Origin of the sequence: Facklamia languida CCUG 37842 (genome assembly GCF_000245795.1) — a bacterium.
GTDB classification, from domain to species: Bacteria; Bacillota; Bacilli; order Lactobacillales; family Aerococcaceae; genus Facklamia; species Facklamia languida.
In genome coordinates this window covers 1,287,963-1,306,102 of the sequence record NZ_JH601133.1, presented here as the reverse complement: position 1 = coordinate 1,306,102, position 18,140 = coordinate 1,287,963, and the positions used below count along the sequence as shown (strand labels likewise).

At 44.9% G+C, this 18,140-nt stretch carries 14 protein-coding genes and 1 pseudogene; 6 read left to right on the top strand and 9 right to left on the bottom strand.

The window, feature by feature from the left end:
• The first annotated feature begins 6 nt into the window (after window positions 1-6).
• From sppA to HMPREF9708_RS06055, 5 genes and pseudogenes are all read left to right on the top strand, one after another.
• The gene (sppA, locus tag HMPREF9708_RS06070) at window positions 7-1,029 is read left to right on the top strand and encodes a signal peptide peptidase SppA (RefSeq protein WP_006309362.1); all 1,023 of its coding nucleotides are present in this window, start codon (window positions 7-9) and stop codon (window positions 1,027-1,029) included.
• Window positions 1,016-1,942: an RDD family protein gene (locus HMPREF9708_RS07935; RefSeq protein WP_006309361.1), complete on the top strand. Its 927-nt coding sequence runs from the start codon at window positions 1,016-1,018 to the stop codon at window positions 1,940-1,942. The genes sppA and HMPREF9708_RS07935 overlap by 14 nt, the downstream gene beginning before the upstream one ends.
• A 192-nt stretch (window positions 1,943-2,134) precedes the next feature.
• Window positions 2,135-3,193 carry an ABC transporter permease subunit gene (locus HMPREF9708_RS06060; protein WP_006309360.1) on the top strand — a complete coding sequence of 353 codons (1,059 nt, stop codon included), beginning with the start codon at window positions 2,135-2,137 and terminating at the stop codon, window positions 3,191-3,193.
• Between the two features lie 18 nt (window positions 3,194-3,211).
• Window positions 3,212-3,586 (top strand): annotated as a pseudogene (locus HMPREF9708_RS08550) (amino acid ABC transporter permease); the annotation flags it as partial.
• A gap of 1 nt (window position 3,587) precedes the next feature.
• On the top strand, window positions 3,588-4,316 hold the full coding sequence (locus HMPREF9708_RS06055; RefSeq protein ID WP_006309357.1) for an amino acid ABC transporter ATP-binding protein: 729 nt from the start codon (window positions 3,588-3,590) through the stop codon (window positions 4,314-4,316).
• Between the two features lie 287 nt (window positions 4,317-4,603).
• Here HMPREF9708_RS06055 and HMPREF9708_RS06050 read toward each other — a convergent pair whose 3' ends face one another.
• The 6 genes from HMPREF9708_RS06050 to pheS form a co-directional block, all read right to left on the bottom strand.
• Window positions 4,604-5,752: a CD0519/CD1768 family membrane protein gene (locus HMPREF9708_RS06050; protein ID WP_006309356.1), complete on the bottom strand. Its 1,149-nt coding sequence runs from the start codon at window positions 5,750-5,752 to the stop codon at window positions 4,604-4,606.
• Window positions 5,753-5,779: 27 nt separating this feature from the next.
• On the bottom strand, window positions 5,780-8,317 hold the full coding sequence (locus HMPREF9708_RS06045; protein ID WP_006309355.1) for an ATP-dependent Clp protease ATP-binding subunit: 2,538 nt from the start codon (window positions 8,315-8,317) through the stop codon (window positions 5,780-5,782).
• Between the two features lie 17 nt (window positions 8,318-8,334).
• On the bottom strand, window positions 8,335-9,438 hold the full coding sequence (locus tag HMPREF9708_RS06040) for a putative NPN-dependent ornithine cyclodeaminase (protein WP_006309354.1): 1,104 nt from the start codon (window positions 9,436-9,438) through the stop codon (window positions 8,335-8,337).
• Window positions 9,439-9,451: 13 nt separating this feature from the next.
• Window positions 9,452-10,624: an ornithine cyclodeaminase family domain gene (locus tag HMPREF9708_RS06035; RefSeq protein ID WP_006309353.1), complete on the bottom strand. Its 1,173-nt coding sequence runs from the start codon at window positions 10,622-10,624 to the stop codon at window positions 9,452-9,454.
• A 220-nt stretch (window positions 10,625-10,844) separates the two neighbouring features.
• Window positions 10,845-13,274, bottom strand: a complete 2,430-nt coding sequence (gene pheT, locus HMPREF9708_RS06030; protein WP_006309352.1) for a phenylalanine--tRNA ligase subunit beta — start codon at window positions 13,272-13,274, stop codon at window positions 10,845-10,847.
• Entirely contained in the window at window positions 13,274-14,341 is a 1,068-nt protein-coding gene (gene pheS / locus HMPREF9708_RS06025; protein WP_006309351.1) for a phenylalanine--tRNA ligase subunit alpha, read from the bottom strand. Before pheS ends, pheT begins: the two co-directional genes overlap by 1 nt.
• Before the next feature lie 390 nt (window positions 14,342-14,731).
• Here pheS and HMPREF9708_RS06020 point away from each other — a divergent pair, with 390 nt between their 5' ends.
• The gene (locus HMPREF9708_RS06020) at window positions 14,732-15,163 is read left to right on the top strand and encodes an OsmC family protein (RefSeq protein WP_006309350.1); all 432 of its coding nucleotides are present in this window, start codon (window positions 14,732-14,734) and stop codon (window positions 15,161-15,163) included.
• Between the two features lie 65 nt (window positions 15,164-15,228).
• On the opposite strand, the gene HMPREF9708_RS06015 is transcribed toward HMPREF9708_RS06020, so the two are convergent.
• From HMPREF9708_RS06015 to pepV, 3 genes are all read right to left on the bottom strand, one after another.
• Window positions 15,229-15,726, bottom strand: coding sequence for an HD domain-containing protein (locus tag HMPREF9708_RS06015; protein WP_006309349.1), 498 nt, complete (start codon window positions 15,724-15,726; stop codon window positions 15,229-15,231).
• An 89-nt stretch (window positions 15,727-15,815) separates the two neighbouring features.
• A complete protein-coding gene (locus HMPREF9708_RS06010) occupies window positions 15,816-16,586 on the bottom strand; it encodes a TrmH family RNA methyltransferase (protein WP_006309348.1) in 771 nt (256 codons plus the stop codon).
• Window positions 16,587-16,685: 99 nt separating this feature from the next.
• On the bottom strand, window positions 16,686-18,113 hold the full coding sequence (pepV, locus tag HMPREF9708_RS06005; protein ID WP_006309347.1) for a dipeptidase PepV: 1,428 nt from the start codon (window positions 18,111-18,113) through the stop codon (window positions 16,686-16,688).
• Window positions 18,114-18,140: the final 27 nt, after the last annotated feature.

Here is an 18,140-nt window from a genome sequence, read left to right as displayed (position 1 = left end):
AAGCATATGAATAAAAAGAAATGGATCGTTGTCGCCTTTGCCTTGATTCTGGTCGTAGCAGCGAGTCTTTCAACTGCTCTAAAGCCACAAAATCAGCCAACTATGGAAGAAAAATTGGCCAGTGAGTCCTTCAACCAGCTTTTTAACAAAGATGCGGGCTTCCAAGAAGAAGTACGTGAACCCGGTAACAACCAATCGCGGATCTTGGTGATCCCGATTAAGGGAGCGATTGCTGCAAATTCTACTAGTTACCAACAGGAATTGATCCTCGATACCATTGAGCAGATTCGGCAAGATGAGACTATCAAGGCCGTCCTCTTAGAAATCGACACGCCAGGTGGAGCCGTCTATGAGACTCGTGAGGCTTATGACCTCTTCAAAGAAGTGATGGCAGAGCGCGATATCCCAGTCTATGCCAGCATGGGAGCCGTGGCAGCTTCAGCCGGTTACTACTTTGCGACCTTAGCTGATAAGATCTATGCCACTCCCGAAACTATCACAGGTTCCATTGGGGTTATTACTTCTGGTATGAATATGCAAGAGCTCTTTGAGAAAATTGGAATTGACCAATACGTCTTCAAATCTGGTGATTTAAAGGATATGGGATCAAACCACCGCGAGATGACTGAAGAGGAAAAGATGGTCATGCAGAATTATATCAACGAAAGCTTTGACCGCTTTGTCCATGTGGTGATGGAAGGACGTGGCATGTCGGAAGAACAAGTCCGTGAATTAGCCGATGGTCGGATCTACACGGCTTCCCAAGCTGTCAAAAATGGATTAATTGACGATCTTAAATATTACCGTCAAGTCATCGATCTGATTCGCGAAGAAAATAACCTAGAAGGGGCAGAGGTCTTTGAAAAAATCTCTAGCAAGGACAAATTTGCTTCTCTCTTCTCTCCTTTTATGAAGAGTGAACCGAATTATGCTGAACAATTTGATCAAGTGATCAATCGAATTGAAGAGGCACAAAAAGTGAAAGTTGAATACCGCTGGGAAGGTGGGTTCGACCATGCAAGTAAATAAATTAGACCAGACCTCCCTACAACAAATTTTTAAGTCAGCGAGGACCGTTCAATCAAGTTCTCCCCATTCTTCAATGACTAGCCAAGCAACTGGCGATCAACCTTCAGGCTCTGATCCAGGATTTAAGGGCCAAGTCACTCAGCTTGACGACCAGCAAGCAGGTTCGATCCAACCAACTGATCCGAAACTTGATGCCCAGCAAAAGGATTCGATCCAATCAACTGCTCCCAAATTTGAAGAGCCAAACCCTGAGTCCGCTAATAAGGATCAGCAAGAAAAGCTTAATTCTCAAGAAAAGCTTAATTCTATTGAAGAAACAAGCCACAAGAAAGCAGCCCAAGCAGGCCTCGCTCCTAAAGGCGGTCATTCCCCTGAGCCAAAATTAAAATTTCACCCACAAGATATCGATGACCAAGCCCTGGTTCGCCAACAAGAAGACCTGGTTGCAAATGGCTATGACCAAGTGCCAGTAGAAGCCTTCGCTGGCTTTTGGATCCGATTCGCCGCCTATGCTGTCGACTGGATTCTGATTCATTTCATCACGCGCTTGCTATTCAATCTCCTGGGACTAGACCAAGTCGCTCTAGCCAATGGATTAATTCCTAAACTCGCTAGTTTACTAATCTATTGCCTATACTTCACTCTTGCGACCGCTAGCTTAAAAGGCCAAACACCTGGTAAGATCCTCTTCAATTTGCGGGTTGTTCCGCTGAATGGTCCCCACACTCATTTGACCTTCTCGGCCCTCATCATTCGTGAATTCTTTGGTCGAGTGATCTGCTATTACGTTCCCTGGCTGATGGTCCTCTTAATCTTTACCAACCGGCACCAACACCCGATCGATCTTTTGAGTGATACGAGTGTCATCAATGAGAAATACCTACAAGCCATAGCTAAATGGCAAATTGCTTAGCCTATAGATTTGTACAAAAAAGCAGCCTCGCGAGGCTGCTTTTTGACTTTCAATTAAATGATAGTTTTCAAATAATAGAATACCACATCCTTAAAAAAGGCTAATATAAAGCCATAAACATGAAAACATGCTTATCTTTTGCAAATTTATTTTCCTAATTTTATACTAATAGAAAGGAGTGATTAAAACTCAATGAATAAAATAACAAGGCACTTTTGTCACTTTACCCTGACCCTACTAGCACTTTTATCAGTTTTAGGTCTTCATTTTAGGCCTGAAATCACCTTAGCCCAGGACCAAGAACAACCGACGTATTCAATCATCACTGCTACGGATTATGCCCCCTTTGAATTTACTGACAATACAGGTAAGTTAATTGGTATTGATATTGAAATTCTTGAAGCCATCGCTGAGGACCAGAATTTTAATATTGAATATGAGTTAATGCCCTTCTCTTCCGGCCTCCAAGCACTCGAGAGTCAACAAGCAGATGGGATGATCGGGGCCATGGGGATTACCGAAGAGCGCAAGGAATCCTTCGACTTCTCCGATCCCTACTTCCAGGTGGGATCCATGTTTGCAGTCAAGGAAAGCTCGGACATCCAAGAGATTGAAGACTTAAAGGGTCATACCATTGCGACTAAAATCGGCTCACAAGGGCATGATATTGCTAATCGTTTGCAAGAGGATTACCAATTTGAAGTGGTCACCTTTGAAGATTCAGTCAATATGTATCAAGATGTCATTTCAGGTAACAGTACGGCCGTCATTGAAGACTATCCCGTCATGGCCTATGCCACGAAGACTGGCACGATTGACTTACGTCTGATTGGCGAAGAGATGGAATTACTAGACTTAGGCTTTGCCATTAACAAAGAAGGCGATCATGAGCTCTTAGACCGCTTTAATGCCGGTCTAACCAATATTAAGGAATCTGGGATCTATGACCAAATCATTGAGCGTTACACAGGCGATCAAGTCCAAGAAATTGATACCTCTTTTGTTGGCCAGTTCCTAGACAACTTTCCAGCCCTCATGAAGGGACTTGGAAGCACCTTATTAATTACAATCATTTCACTCTTGGTGGCTTTTATTCTGGGAACGCTTCTCGGCCTCATGAAGGCCAGTCACAATCGTTTCCTTGCAGCCATTGCCACCTTCTATATTGACATTATGCGAGGATTGCCTCTACTAGTTTTGGCCTTCTTTATCTACTTTGGACTCCCCCAAATGACGGGTGTTCAATTCTAAAATACGCTCGCTGGTGTCTTAACCCTTGGCTTGAACGCAGCGGCCTACGTCGCTGAAATCGTTCGAGGAGGAATCCAGTCAATTGCTAAAGGGCAGATGGAAGCCGGGCGCTCCTTAGGTCTCTCACGTAAAACGACCATGAAGAAGATTATCTTACCTCAAGCCTTTAAGATGATGCTGCCTTCCTTTATTAATCAATTTGTTATTACTTTAAAGGATACTTCGATCCTATCAGTGATTGGACTGGTTGAATTAACTCAAACGGGTCGAATCATTATCGCTCGAACTTACCAATCAGGGTCGATGTGGCTCATTGTTGGCTTTATCTATGTGGTGATCATTATGATCTTAACCAAATTATCTCAACGAATCGAAAAGGAGCTGGTCTACTAATATGTCAATCATCCAAGTCAGCCACTTAAGTAAGTCTTTCGGAAAGAATCAAGTCTTAAAATCAATCGATCTGACCGTTGAAGAAGGGGAAGTCGTCTGTATCATTGGGCCATCTGGTTCTGGTAAGTCTACCCTCTTACGCTGCTTGAACCGGTTAGAATCTATTAATGGCGGCACCATCACCATTAATGGGCAAGATATCACCTCGCCCGAGACCAATATTAACCAGGCAAGAGAACATATTGGGATGGTTTTTCAACACTTTAACCTCTTCCCCCACTTGACCATCCTTGAAAATATTACCCTAGCACCCGTTGAACTTGGCAAACAGACTCAAGAGGAAGCGACCGCTAAAGCCAAACAACTTCTAGAAACGGTCGGTCTAAGCGATAAGGCAGATTCTTATCCTCAATCCTTATCCGGTGGACAAAAACAACGGGTGGCCATTGCTCGCGCTTTAGCCATGAATCCGGAAATCATGCTTTTTGATGAGCCAACCTCTGCTCTGGATCCCGAGATGGTCGGTGACGTGCTAGCAGTGATGCAGCAGCTTGCTCAAGAAGGAATGACCATGGTGGTCGTTACACATGAGATGGGCTTTGCTCGTGAGGTTTCAGACCGTGTCGTCTTCATGGACAAGGGTTATATCATTGAAGATGCCCATCCTGACCAACTCTTTGACCATCCGCAGGAAGAAAGAACGCAAGAATTCTTGAAACAAATTCTTTAAGATCCCCTATAAAAATCCGGACCAGTAACAATTAACCCTATATCAAATGAACAAAGACACCGAATGATAGATCATGGCGGCAGATCTTCTGCCCCCTAGTGATCTCACATTCGGTGTTTTCTTCTTTCTTAACAGACGGTCAGGGACAAGCTGTCTCCTCGAAACTGAGTGCCGCTCAAATCTCTCACTGCAACTGGCAGGACCAACTCCTACGATTATTCCAGCTGAAATTTAGCTAAGCTTTCGTATTGCTATTAAATTGACAGGCGCACTTGTATCGCTACAGCTTAGCCAATCAGGGTAAAGATCAAATTAGCTGCAGCCCCCGCCACTAGTCCGCCAATGGTATGGCTCAGAATCGCATAGCCAGTGACTTCCTTAGTATCCAAAGCATCCATCATGGCGATATGAGTCGATAAATAACCTGACCAGCACATGCACATGGCAGTAAATACCGCCACATCGCTCCCCGTAATCATGCCAGAAGCAGCCATTTTGCCTGCCATGCCGACAGCTGCTCCGGCTGAACCGAGTGCTGTGATCGGAACCGCAATAGAAGCGGGGCTCGAAAAGCCAAAGATCGGCGTAAGAATAAAGGATAACTTCTCCCCAATCCAGGGTAAGAGAGGAATCCCCTCTCCCAGTCCACCGGTGTAGACCCCATCTGGTCCCGGTCCGTTTGTTAAGAGAAGGACCATGGTACACATAATGATAACACCTGGAATAATAGCAAGGCCCATGTCAACCCCACTCTTTCCACCATCTAGAAGCGCTTCCAATAAACGGGAGCCAAAACTGCCTTGACGGACGGTCCGATAACCCTCCGGTACATCTTCTAACGACTTTGTCTCCACCCAATCTGTGGTGCCATATACTTTGCGAGTAAAGTGTAACATCAAGCGTACACTCACAATACTACCAATGATGGCACCCAAATTTCCAATTAGGGCCCCCTTCACCGTGTCTTCTCCAGCAAAGCCCATCATAGTAGTGGTCACTATCAGCCCCATCCCGAATGAAGTACCCAGATTGGTTAAGGCTGGAAGCTGGTATTTCTTAAAGTAACGCTTAAAGTTATCTTCCCCAGCCAGTGTCAAAATAGCTGGGTTGTCCGATAAATAACAATTTAAGACCCCAAGTGAAGAAGCACCGGGTAGGTCATAAACCGGTTTCATAAAAATATTAATTAAAGCATTCACTAATGCAACAAAACCAAATTCAGAGAAAATTCCTGATAAGGCCCCCGCTACGACGGATATGGCCATAATATACAAACAGGTATTCACTAACAGGTCAAAAGCAGTCGACATGATGGTCGACAGCATATTGGCTGCCCCCATCACACTCCCAATTGCAATAAAGATCCCAAAAAACACAATCAAAAAGATCACATTCTCTGGACCGACTGTCTTTTTATAAGTCACTTTTTGAGCCATAAGGCTACCTCCATCTTAGAAAAAATTTTAGTCAATCGCAGCAATATAAAACTGCTGCTGGTCATTATAATCGACCAGGATCTGGGCTCGGTCTTTCACTTGACCTTGAAGAATGGCGACTGCCAAGAGTGTCTCAATCTCATTATGAATCAACCGGACTACTTCTCGCGATCCATAAGCTAAATAATCGGACCCTGCCATAATCGCTTCGACACTCGCTGGTGAGAGTTCAATGGACAATTGGCGATCGGCGAGCAATTGGACCGTCTCTTCCAGATGGAGGTCAATAATCTGGCGGATTGCGGACTTGGTTAGGCGACGGAAGGGAATAATCCCGGTTAATCGATTCAGAAACTCTGGTCGGAAAGTCTCAAGAAGCTGGTCTTCCAGGTGGTCTTCTTGGCCTACCGACTCACCTGCGACATTCGAAGTTAATAAGATCAAGGTGTTCGCAAAATCAACCCTGCGCCCCTTGTTGTCTGTAATCTGTCCTTCATCTAATATCTGTAAGAGCAAATTAAAGATCTGAGGATGGGCTTTCTCTATCTCATCAAAGAGGATAATCGAGTAGGGCTGATTTAAAATCCGCTCCGTTAATTGCCCCCCTTCTTCGTAACCAATGTAGCCTGGAGGTGCTCCAATTAACTTAGTCACAGAGTTCTTCTCCATATACTCACTCATGTCCAAGCGAATCAGGGCTTCTGGACCCTGGTATAATTCACTGGCCAAGACTTTGGCTAGGTAAGTCTTTCCAACACCTGTAGGACCGAGGAAGAGAAAAGAAGCAATCGGTTTATTGACTGCTTTTAAGCCCACTTTCGCCCTCAGAATACTTCCTGCTACCTGATGAATCGCTGCTTCTTGTCCAATCACTTTTTCTCGGAGCCGCTGGTCCAGGTTCAATAATTGGGCCACTTCATCCTGGTTCAAATCCATGACGGGAATCCCACTCGACTTGGAGATGATCTCACAGATATGCTGACGATTCACCTCTTCAATTAGATTATAACGGTAAGGCCGACTCAATAATTCTTGAGCTTGAGCGCGCAGTTTAGGTATTTTGACATGTGAATAGTTAACAATCTCCTCAAAGTCATCTTCCTGCTGGGCTTGGGATGTCTGCCGCTCTAGCTGATCAATTTGATCTTGAATCTTTTGTAGCTTTTTCATCGCCCGTTTCTCACTTTGCCAGTTCGCCTTATCTGCTTCAAATTGGTCCGTCAGCTCTTCAATTTCGGCTTGTAATTGTGCCACTTCTGGGTTGGTTGAATCCTCCTCCTTGAGGCGAACCTTCTCAACCTGCAACTGTAAAATACGCCGTTTCAAGTCATCTAACTCAACCGGCATGGCGTCAATTTCCGTGCGTACCATCGAACAGGCTTCATCCATCACATCAATCGCCTTATCTGGCAAGCGACGGCCCGTGATATAACGGTCGGATAGTTTAGCACAGGCCACTAAGGCTTCATCCTTGATTCGCAAGCCATGATAGGCTTCATACTTACTTTTTATCCCTCTTAGAATCGAAATGGTATCCGAAACGGATGGCTCCTGAACGATGATCTTCTGAAAGCGCCGTTCCAATGCTCCATCTTTCTGGATATAGCGCGCATACTCAGCATGGGTAGTTGCACCGATGACATTAATCTGACCCCGAGCAAGGAGAGGCTTAAGAATATTCGATGTATCGACACCACCGGAACCGCCTCCCATACCAACCACTGTATGCAGTTCATCAATAAAGAGGATGATTTGGTGGTTAGCATTGGCGACTATATCTAAGATCTCGCGCAGCTTCTCCTCAAATTCTCCTCTTAATTTAGAACCTGCAATGACATCGGACAATCTTAAGGAGAAGATCATCCGATGACGTAAGGATTCTGGAACATCCTGGTTGACAATGCGGTGTGCGAGGCCTTCGACCACTGCCGTCTTACCGACGCCTGGTTCTCCGACAATCACTGGATTATTCTTGATCCGTCGACTCAGCACCTGGATCACCCGGTTAATCTCATCATCCATTCCAACTACCGGATCAATCTGTCCTTGCCGGGCAGCCTCCGTCAAATCGCTCCCATATTGCTTGAGCACCTCTGCTAGACCTTGTGGGTAGCGCTCATTTAAGTTGTGAGTCTGACTCAATTCAAGGATATAATCATAAGTGGCTTGATAATCAAACCCATTCTTCTGTAAAAAATGATAGCTGGTACTCCCCTCTAACCGCAGGAGGGCCAAGAAGAGATGGAGGGTCGAGATCGAGGTATGATAGAGCTCCTTAGCCACCTCTTTGGCCTGCAAAAGTAGGCGCTGGTAGTCGCGGCTATAATATAAGTTGCTAAGACCAGGATTGGAGCTGAGACGTTCCACCGCCGCTTGGATCTTCTTTTGGTAACTAGCTTTATCGATCGCAAAGTATTCAAAAACTTGATCCAAGGGAGAGTGATTCTGTTGTAAGAGGGCCAGGTGGACATGCAGGTCTTCAATCTGAGGATTATTGTGTAGAATGGCTAAGTCCTTTGCTTCTTTAATGACCATCCCTGCCCTAGCAGAGTACTTAGTCTCCATGCCTCAAAGCCCCTTTCTTAATCTTGCGTTAAATGCCGTGAGATGTGGCTGACAAAGTCTTGTGTATTCGTCACGATCGACTTAGCCGTCAAAGTACCACGGTCAGACAACTTATTCACGGCAAATTCTTGAATATCGACCGTATACATATAAACGGGTCGCACCTTGCCATCAAATTCATTATATGAAGGGGTCATATTTCCTGAAGCAATCGTAAAGAGAATCGCGGAAGTCATAATAATCGTTGAAGTCTTCTTAACATGAGCTCTCATCGCGTCCTGAGCTTCATAGACATCATTATAAGTATCTGGGAAAGTTAACCGGTCCCGGATTGTGCCCGCAATAACGATTTCGACCCCATTCTCGATACATGCCTTAACGAAGCCATCTTTAACCTTACCAGACTTAACATAAGCTTCGATACCACCTGCTTCATTAACGGCATTAATCACTTCATAATAATTTTGGTAAGAATTTTGGTCATTGAGGTATTCGGCTTGTCCAATAACACTGCCATAAGTTCCCAACTCAAGATCGGCTGCTACAGCAGTCGTTCCACAGAAGATGGCATTCATATAGCCCGCTTCGACCAATTTCTGCAGAGCATGGCGGCTCTTTTGGTCCAAGGAAGTCGCTGTCCCCAAAATCCAAGTGATATAGCCATTATTTTCTTTCTCATACTCTAATAGGTCAAAGATATCATCATAATCTTTAGAAAAGGCTGTTTCTCTTGACCGTCCCGTTCTAAACCCGAAAGTCGCCGCTTCACTCGCTTCCTCTAGGAAGCCTTCAGTATGAACAAAGATTCCTTCTGACCCATCTTCAGTCCGGCCGACTACGACCTTATCACCTTTCTTGAGATTACGGAATTCAACAATATCCACACTTTCTTGTCCAGGTGTATCATGTGCCACACAGACCGTATCCATCCGACTTTGAACCGCTAAGACCCACTTATTGTTAATTTTGAAATATTCAGGAAAGACAGATAGGGCATGGTAATTTTCAGGTGAGATACCATCTTTCTCCACTTCAACGAGGGTCGCATTAGGAGCCTTTACAAATTTATCTTGAGTGAAATCAGGTTCGTGATAAGTAGGTAATTCAAATTGTTTCTTCATAATGGTCCCCTTTCTATAATGAATCGACCTGGTGGTCACTAATAACTTGCTCTTGAGGGACAACTACCGCTTGACTGTCCTCGACTTCTACCCGGTCTTCTTCCGCGTAGGTATCATTAACCAGAGCATCCTCTAAGTTATTTACAAAGTCCTGTACATTTGTCACCAGAGAACGAACGGCCAAGTTATCACGTGCAGCAGACACCTTACGAACTGCATTCTCAGTGACATCAATGGTATAGAAGAAGACAGGTAGAACATTCCCTGCTTCATCTACGCGGTAGGAAGAAGAAATCTCAGCACTGGAAGCGGAGTGAAGGGTCGTCGCTAAACAAACGACCAGCGTTGCTTTAGCCAATTCTTCGCTCGCATTGGTCAAGGATTCATAGACATCACTCGTCACTTCCGGTAATGGACCATCATCCCGGATGGAGCCGGCTAATACGATCGGAACATCTAACTTCACTAAAGTCTTAATAAAGCCGTCCTTCACGTTCCCTTCGGCGATAAATTCTTTAATGGATCCTGTCCGTCGTACGGCATTCAAGAGATCTAAATGGTTATAGTGACCCATGGGGTCTGATTCTTGGGTATAAATATCTTGACCCAAAGCAGTGTTCAGATAGCCGCCTTCAAGGTCATGGGTACACATGGCATTTCCACCTAAGAGCGAATGAACATAGCCATTCTCAGCTAATTTAGACAGTCCATTCCGCGTATTATGGTCGAAGACCACAGCTGGACCTAAGACCCAGGCGATATAGCCATTATTTTCTTTCTCATATTTGAGCAGGTCATAGATTAAATTATAATTTGAGGTATTGGCCGCTTCGACAAAGTCTCCTCCATTACGTGTCACAGCAGGATCAAACCCATCCTTGTGAACGAAGATTCCTTGGCTGGCATCAATGCCTCGTCCCATCACGATCTCGTCGCCAACCTTAACATCACGGATCTCTTTAATCACCACTTGATCTTCCGCAAGAACCGCTACACAGTTCAATGAAGACCGCTTAGGTAAGCGCCATTCTCCCTTTACCCGATAGTAGGTCGGCATATGGGTTGTCAAGTAGAAACCAGAGGGCACGATTCCGTCCTTGGTCACGGACGCTGTTGTCACATCCGGAGCTTGCGCAAAGGCTTCTGCTGTAAAGTCAGGTGCTTGATACTTATAAATATCTAACAAAATAAAACCTCCTCAGAATAATAAATGACTTTTAGGTATCATCCTAGCCTTAGGGTACCTTGAAAGAAAAGCGTTGTCAATCTTACTCTAATAATATTTACTGATCTTTTAACCTGGAATGACCGGTTCGAATCCAAAAGAAAAAAACGAACGGCTTCCCCTTTAGCGTGGAAGCCGTTCGGCTGATGGATCGATCGTTAAGACTTGGGTCATGAGGATGTTAACGAATTTCAAGCTGGTCAATCTGATTGAGTGCCTCATAGACTTGATCCATTGCTTGCTTGACTTCCTCTTCCTCTAAGGTCTTAGTCGGATTCTGGAAGGTCAAGCGATAAGCAAGCGATTGCTTACCTTCAGCAATCGAATCTCCCACATACCGGTCGAACAATTCTAAATCGATCAAGTCAGCACCCGCTGCCGACCGGATGGTCGTCATGAGTTCTTGGTGGGTCAGGTCGCGATTGACTAATAAAGCAATGTCACGCGAAGTCGCTGGGTACTTCGGAATTGGACTTTGAAGAAGGTCTGCACGTACTGCCCGGTCGATCGCATCCAGGTCAACTTCCGCAAAATAAGTCTCCGCTAACAAGTCATAATCCTTAGCAAGATTCGGATGGATCTGACCAACCAAGCCAATGCATTGGTCTTGCAGATAGATTTCAGCTGTCCGGCCGGGATGCATGCAGGTTAGGTCTTGTCTTGCCTGATAAGTCACTTGGTCTGCCAGGCGAATGCTGGCAAAGAAGCCTTCAACCATCCCTTTGATGGTATAGAAGTCATAGGCTTTCTCTGGAGTGTCCCACTGTTTGCCTACTTGTTGTCCGGAGACAAGCATGGCTAATCGTTCTTCTTCTTCAGGTTGTTGATGGATCGATTCCTGGGCAAAAAAGACTTTTCCTATTTCATAGAAGGCTAACCTCTCTTGATGGCGGGCCCGATTATAGCGGGCGATCTCTAATAGGGAAGGCAGCATGGATTGACGGAGAACCTTACGATCTTCAGACATTGGCAGCATCAGCTCAACTTGTCTTGTTTGACTGGCATTTAATTCAGCCATCGCTTGTGACACTAGGACATAAGATACAACCTCATGGAGTCCCATTTCTTCACAAATGGCGCGAGACGACCGGATGAGTCGCTGTCTAGAGCTTAACTTAGCCGGTTGACTTGGCGCCTTAGGTAAGGTGTCCGGAATTCGATCATAGCCATAGATTCGGGCAATCTCTTCCAAGATATCGGCTGGTATTCGGATGTCCCACCGTCTAGGTGGAATCTTAACCGTCATCTGGTCTCCATGGAAAGCCAGGTCAAAGCCTAAACGATCAAAGATCTCCTGAATTTCCCTTTGATTCAATTGGATTCCAATCTTATTCAAAATATCCGCTTGGTCTAAGGTCACTTCCACTGGAGGATTCAGTTGAGGTTCAATTTCAACAAACTGTTCTTCGACTTGGCCTCCAGCAAGTTGGGCCATCATCAGGGCTGCTTGTTCACCCGCACTTGCAACCGTTGCTTGATTAATGCCCTTTTCAAAACGTGCACTGGATTCCGAACGTAAGCCCAATCGACGCGAAGTCTTGCGAATGGCTTGCCCATCAAAGTCAGCTGCTTCCAAAAGAACATTTCGTGTGTCAGCCGTTACATGACTATCGTATCCACCCATCAGCCCTGCTAGCGCAACCGCCTGATCAGCCGCAGTGATGACAATATCTTCTGGATCGAGTGTCCGTTGGGTCTCATCTAAAGTGGTTAAGACCTCCTCTTCTTTCGCCTTCCGGATACCAATATTTTTACCCGGTAACCGGTCAAAATCAAAGGCATGAAGGGGTTGACCATATAGAATCAGCATATAATTGGTTGCATCGACAATATTATTAATTGGTCGGACATTGGCCTTCATCAAGCGTAATTGAATGTTTAAGGGACTCGGTTGAATCACAACATCATGAATCAGACGTAATTGATAAATGGCAGACAAGTCTCTGTTGGCCGATTTGACGGTCACCTCTTGAATCGCATTTGTTTCTGATTGATGACCCGGATCAAAGTCTAATATGTCAAAGTGGGGCGTCTGATTAACAATTGCCCCAACTTCATAAGCGGTCCCTCTCATGGAAAGGGCATCCGCCCGGTTAGGTGTAATCGACAGTTCGAGAATCGGATCATCTAACTGAAGATAGTCAATGATCGATGCTCCTACTGTTGCCTCTTCTGGTAATAAGACGATGCCATCCACAAATTCCTTGGGAATCACATTCTCTGGAAAACCTAACTCCTGATAAGAGCAGAGCATTCCTCGAGATTCTTCCCCTCTGAGTTTAGAGGTCTTAATCTTGAAATCACCAGGTAGAACCGATCCTTCAAGCGCTGCAATTACCTTAGCGCCCTGGTGAACATTGGGTGCACCACAGATAATTTGGCGGACGTCTTCTTCCCCCACCTTGACTTGGGTAATCTGCAAGTGATCTGAATTAGGATGTGGTTCTTGTTGGATCACTTGTCCCACGACAATCGGTCCTTGAAGATGGTCGGCATAGTTTTTGACCCCTTCAATTTCAATTCCCGTCCGTGAAATCTGTTCCGCCAATTCTTCTGCTGGATAAGCAGCCAAATCGAGCATTTCAGACAACCATTGATAGGATACAAACATTAGTTTTGACCTCCTTGAAACTGCTTTAAGAAGCGTAAATCATTTTGGTAGAAATGGCGAATATCATCGATATTATATTTCAGCATTGCCACCCGATCTATTCCAACACCAAAGGCAAAACCAGAATACTTGCTTGAATCAATCCCTGACATCTCGAGTACATTTGGATGGACCACCCCAGCACCAAGGACTTCAATCCACCCTGTCTGCTTACAGACGGAGCAACCCTTGCCACCACACTTGAAGCAAGAGACGTCGACCTCAACCGATGGTTCCGTAAAAGGAAAGAAGGAGGGACGTAACCGAATCTCACGTTCTTCTCCAAAGAAGGCTTTAGCAAATTGGCTCAAAGTTCCTTTCAAATCAGCCAGCGTAATCCCTTCCGCTACGACCAGTCCTTCCATTTGATGGAATTGGTGGGAGTGGGTCGCATCATCGTCATCTCGACGGAAGACTTTGCCTGGTGAGACCATTTTAAGCGGACCCTGTTGATCAAAGTCATGTTGTTCCATCGTACGAGCCTGAACAGGTGAGGTGTGCGTTCTTAAAAGCACCTCTTCCGAGATATAGAAGGTGTCCTGCATATCGCGTGCAGGGTGGTTTTTGGGAAGGTTCATCTTCTCAAAGTTATAGAGGTCCACCTCTACCTCTGGCCCTTCTATAATTTGATAACCCATCCCCAAGAAGAGGTCTTCTAACTCCTCTCGAGTCTGAGTAATAATATGACGGCTTCCGATCGGGAATTGATGACCTGGTAGGGTCACATCCACCTGTTCACTAATCAGCCGGTCTTGCAATTCTTTCTGGGAGAGTTCCGCTTGCTTGCTTTCCATCGCACCATTAAATGCTTGGTGAAACTGACTAATTAATTGACCTAATTGAGGCTTATCAGCTGGATCTAAGTCTTTCATCTGTTTAGAGACTTGAGTGAGGGCTCCCTTCTTACCTGTATATTGGACCCGAATCGCTTGTAAATCTTGAGTTGATTGACTCCTTTGAATCGCCTGTAAAGCCTGGGAGATTAAAGCCTCCACTTGCTCTTGTAGATGTGTGATCTGGACTGCCATTTGACTCCTCCTATTCATTCATAACCGCTTCAAATAATAAAAAAATAAGCCCACCCCTCCTAAAAGGGACGCGCTACCGTGGTACCACCCTTGTTCTTGAACAGATTCAAGCACTTTGCATTGTTAACCCCAATGAAGGTATCCTTTTCTTGTGCCACGCACAATTAACAGATCAGCTCGAAGGGTGAAATCCATTAGCTTGACATGATCTGTTCCCACTCTACCAGATCTCCCTTGAATGCTCTGCTAATAAAAGCCCTTGTCATCACTTTTTTGATAACTAAGATTAGTATAGCTTGAAATGAACAAGGGGTCAACATTCTACATAGCTTGTATTTTGGCTCTAAACATCTACAATGAAGGTAAATCCAATCAAGGAGTGAAACATTTATGGATCTCTTTCAAAATAAAGCCTTGTACCACACCGAAATTGTGAATGCAGATGGCCTACCTGGCCAGGTTTATGTCGATGAACCCCATGGCCTTCGTCTCCCAGTATCGAGTCCTTTGGATTCTCAAGCTGTTGGAACCAACCCTGAACAATTAATTGGTATGGCGCTAGCAACTTGTTTAAATGCGACCATCCAGGCAGAAGAAGACCGACGTGGTATTCCTCATCAATCACAAGTTCGGGTGGTCGTCGAATTATCAAAGGGCAGTCAAGGCTTTGAATTCTTTGTGGACGGTCAAATTATGTTACCGCATTTGGAACAAAATCAAGCAGAAGAATTCCTCAAAATAGCCGAAAGACGCTGTCCTGTCTCCAAGTTACTCGCTGGTTCCCCCAATGTAAAAATACGCCTCGTTTCACCTTCTAACTAAGACCTCTATAAAAGAATCCAGACCGGTCTGTTCACCAGTCTGGATTCTTTTTATAGCTGATTCACTTAGCTGGCAAGCTTCAAACGCTTGAGATACTGACGGAAGTAACGGCTTGTCCCATCACACCACTCACAAATAGCAGTATGTTTATCCATCAAGGTCACGATATAAGATTCGCCATATTTTGGAAAGGCTAAAGTCGCGCCAAACATATGCTTTAGGATAATATCGCGCTCTTTGTCCGATAGATCCGTGATTTTAAGAGCATTTTGCAAGGCAATGCGGGGGTGTTCATAATTATGGCCCCTGCCACCGACCTGGTGCTTATCGCACGACTCATAGAAGAACAAGTCATGTAAGAGACCTGCTCGGGCAGTTGCCACCGCATCAAGCTTCAAACGCTTGGCTAACCGATAGGATCGATAAGATACGGAGATCGAGTGAGCTAGGCGGTTGGTTACTTTGTGGTGGACAAAGCTTTCTAAATCTTTAACACATTGTTGGTCCATTAAATCCGCTACAATTGCCATGTACTCTTCATTATCACGCCAAGCTAAAGCCATCGATCCAATCTCCCCTTTCAATTACACGTTTAATTATAGCTAAAAGGTATGAACATTATGTAAATTTCTTGTAAAGATTAAGTAAAAATTCACTCACTCAGCCTTGACCAATGAAATAGCAGAACACCTGCTGCTATGGCGACATTCAATGACTCTGCTTGACCGGACATGGGAATGTAGAGGGTCTGATCCGCCTTCTCTAACCAGAAGCTCCCCACACCCTGACCTTCATTACCTAAAACAAGTCCTCCAGGTGGTTGAGTTATTGCTCGGTAAGAATTCGCCTCCTGGTGCAGGGCTGTCACATAGATCGGTAAGTCTTGACTCTTTAAGGCATCATAAATTTCTTGGTTAGAAGCCATGACAATCGGTAGATGCCAAATTGATCCTTGGCTTGCCCTTAAGACCTTATCATTATAAAGGTCAACACAACCTGGTGCTAATAGGACCCCATCCCATCCTGCAGCATCTGCGGTACGGATCATGGTGCCTAAATTACCTGGATCTTGAATGGCATCACAAATTAAATAGCTTTGCCCCTTCAAGTCGGTCATGGATGAGGTATCCATTTTGATCACGGCCATAATTCCTTGGGGAGTTTCTGTCATTGCTAGCTCTTTAAAAATATCGCGACTGACCTGAATCATTTCAATCTTCCGCTCTAGCACCTGGTTTAAAAGTGGACCCATGTAGTCTTCTACATAGAGGACCGTTTCAATGAGGGCCTGATGACTCAAAGCTTCCTCAAGTAAATGGTCTCCTTCTACTAGATAGCGACCTTGTTTACGCCGGTTCTTGGCGGTTTGTAATTTACGCCAAGCCCTGATCCGTGGATTTTGTTTGGACTCGATCCTCAGCATTTGCTCTACCTCCTTCTATTGACTCCATTGAAGAATACTAGAAGGAAAATAAAAAAGCAAACCCTCTAGCGAGGGTTTGCCTAGTTATTGACTAATTAATTATTGGCAAGCTAAACGATAAATCACTTCAGCATAGATAGCCGTTGCCCGTAAGAGATCATCAATTGCCAAGAACTCATTCGCCTGATGCATCACATCAATTGAGTCAGGGAAGAGGGCTCCAAAAGATACCCCACGGTCCATCAACCGACCATAAGTTCCGCCCCCAATTGTCTTCTCATAGGATTCGAGTCCTGTCTGTTTAGAGTATACCTCTAGCATTACCTTGACCATTGGATCTTCTGGTGACACATAGTGAGGTCCTTTGCCATCACTCATCACCACTTTGGCAGAAGAATGCGCATTGGCTAGTGCCTGTTCGATTGCTTTTTGAATTATTTCCTCGTCTGTCCCTTTTGGATAGCGGAAATTCGCATCAACAAAACCACCATCCGTTAAGTTGAACTTGATGATTCCGACGTTCATGGAGAGAGCCCCCATAATCTCATCTTCAATATTGACACCTAATTTTACCCCTTCAAAGTCATCATGGAGGGTATTACCTACGAGGTCTAAGAAGTCGTTCTCTGCTTTGGATTTGAAGTCATATTGCTTTAAGAATTCAGCTAAGTAAGTTCCAGCATTGTGTCCCTTCTCTGGTGTTGACCCATGGGCTGACTTACCATTCACCTCAAAGTTCAAGCAATCACTTTCATGTGTTACTTTACCTGTGACAGGCTTATCTGCTAGATACTGTCCAAAATCTTCCATCATTTCTTCAGGATGTTCAGCCTTCACGACAGCAATCGCCGCTTCTGGTACCATATTAGGTCGTAAGCCCGCTTCAAATTGAGCTAATTGGTTCAAGCCATTAGCAGATTCACCCACTGGAATTGTCAGATGAGCAGATACATTTCCTTTCTCACCATTGATAATGGGGAATTGAGCGTCGGGCGAGAAGCCATAATCTGGCATTTCTTCAACTTCTGCATAGTGATCCATGCACATCCAACCCGATTCCTCATCTGAACCGACAATGACATGAATCTTTTGGTTAAACTCTGCTCCAAGTTCACGTAATAGCTTAAGTGCAAAATATGCAGCGACCGTTGGTCCCTTATCATCTGAAGATCCACGCGCATAAATCCGTCCGTCCTTGACAACTGGTTCATATGGATCCGTATCCCAGCCACTTCCTTCAGGCACAACATCCATATGACCTAGAATCCCTAAAGTCGTATCTCCTTGGCCAAGTTCAACCCGTCCCACCAAAGGACCAAATTGTTTCGTTTCGAATCCATCTTCTTGAGCCATCTTCAAGAATTCTTCTAAAGCTTCCTTAGGTCCAGGTCCGACTGGGGCTTCAGCGGTCGCTAAGTGGTCCTCACGAACAGACCGAATTCGGAGCAAACGAAATAGATCTTCAAATAAGGCTTCTTTACGGTTGGTTACCTCTTCTAGCCAGTTCACATTGTCTAAAGTTGTCATAAGATCCCTCCATGAATTTCGATTCAA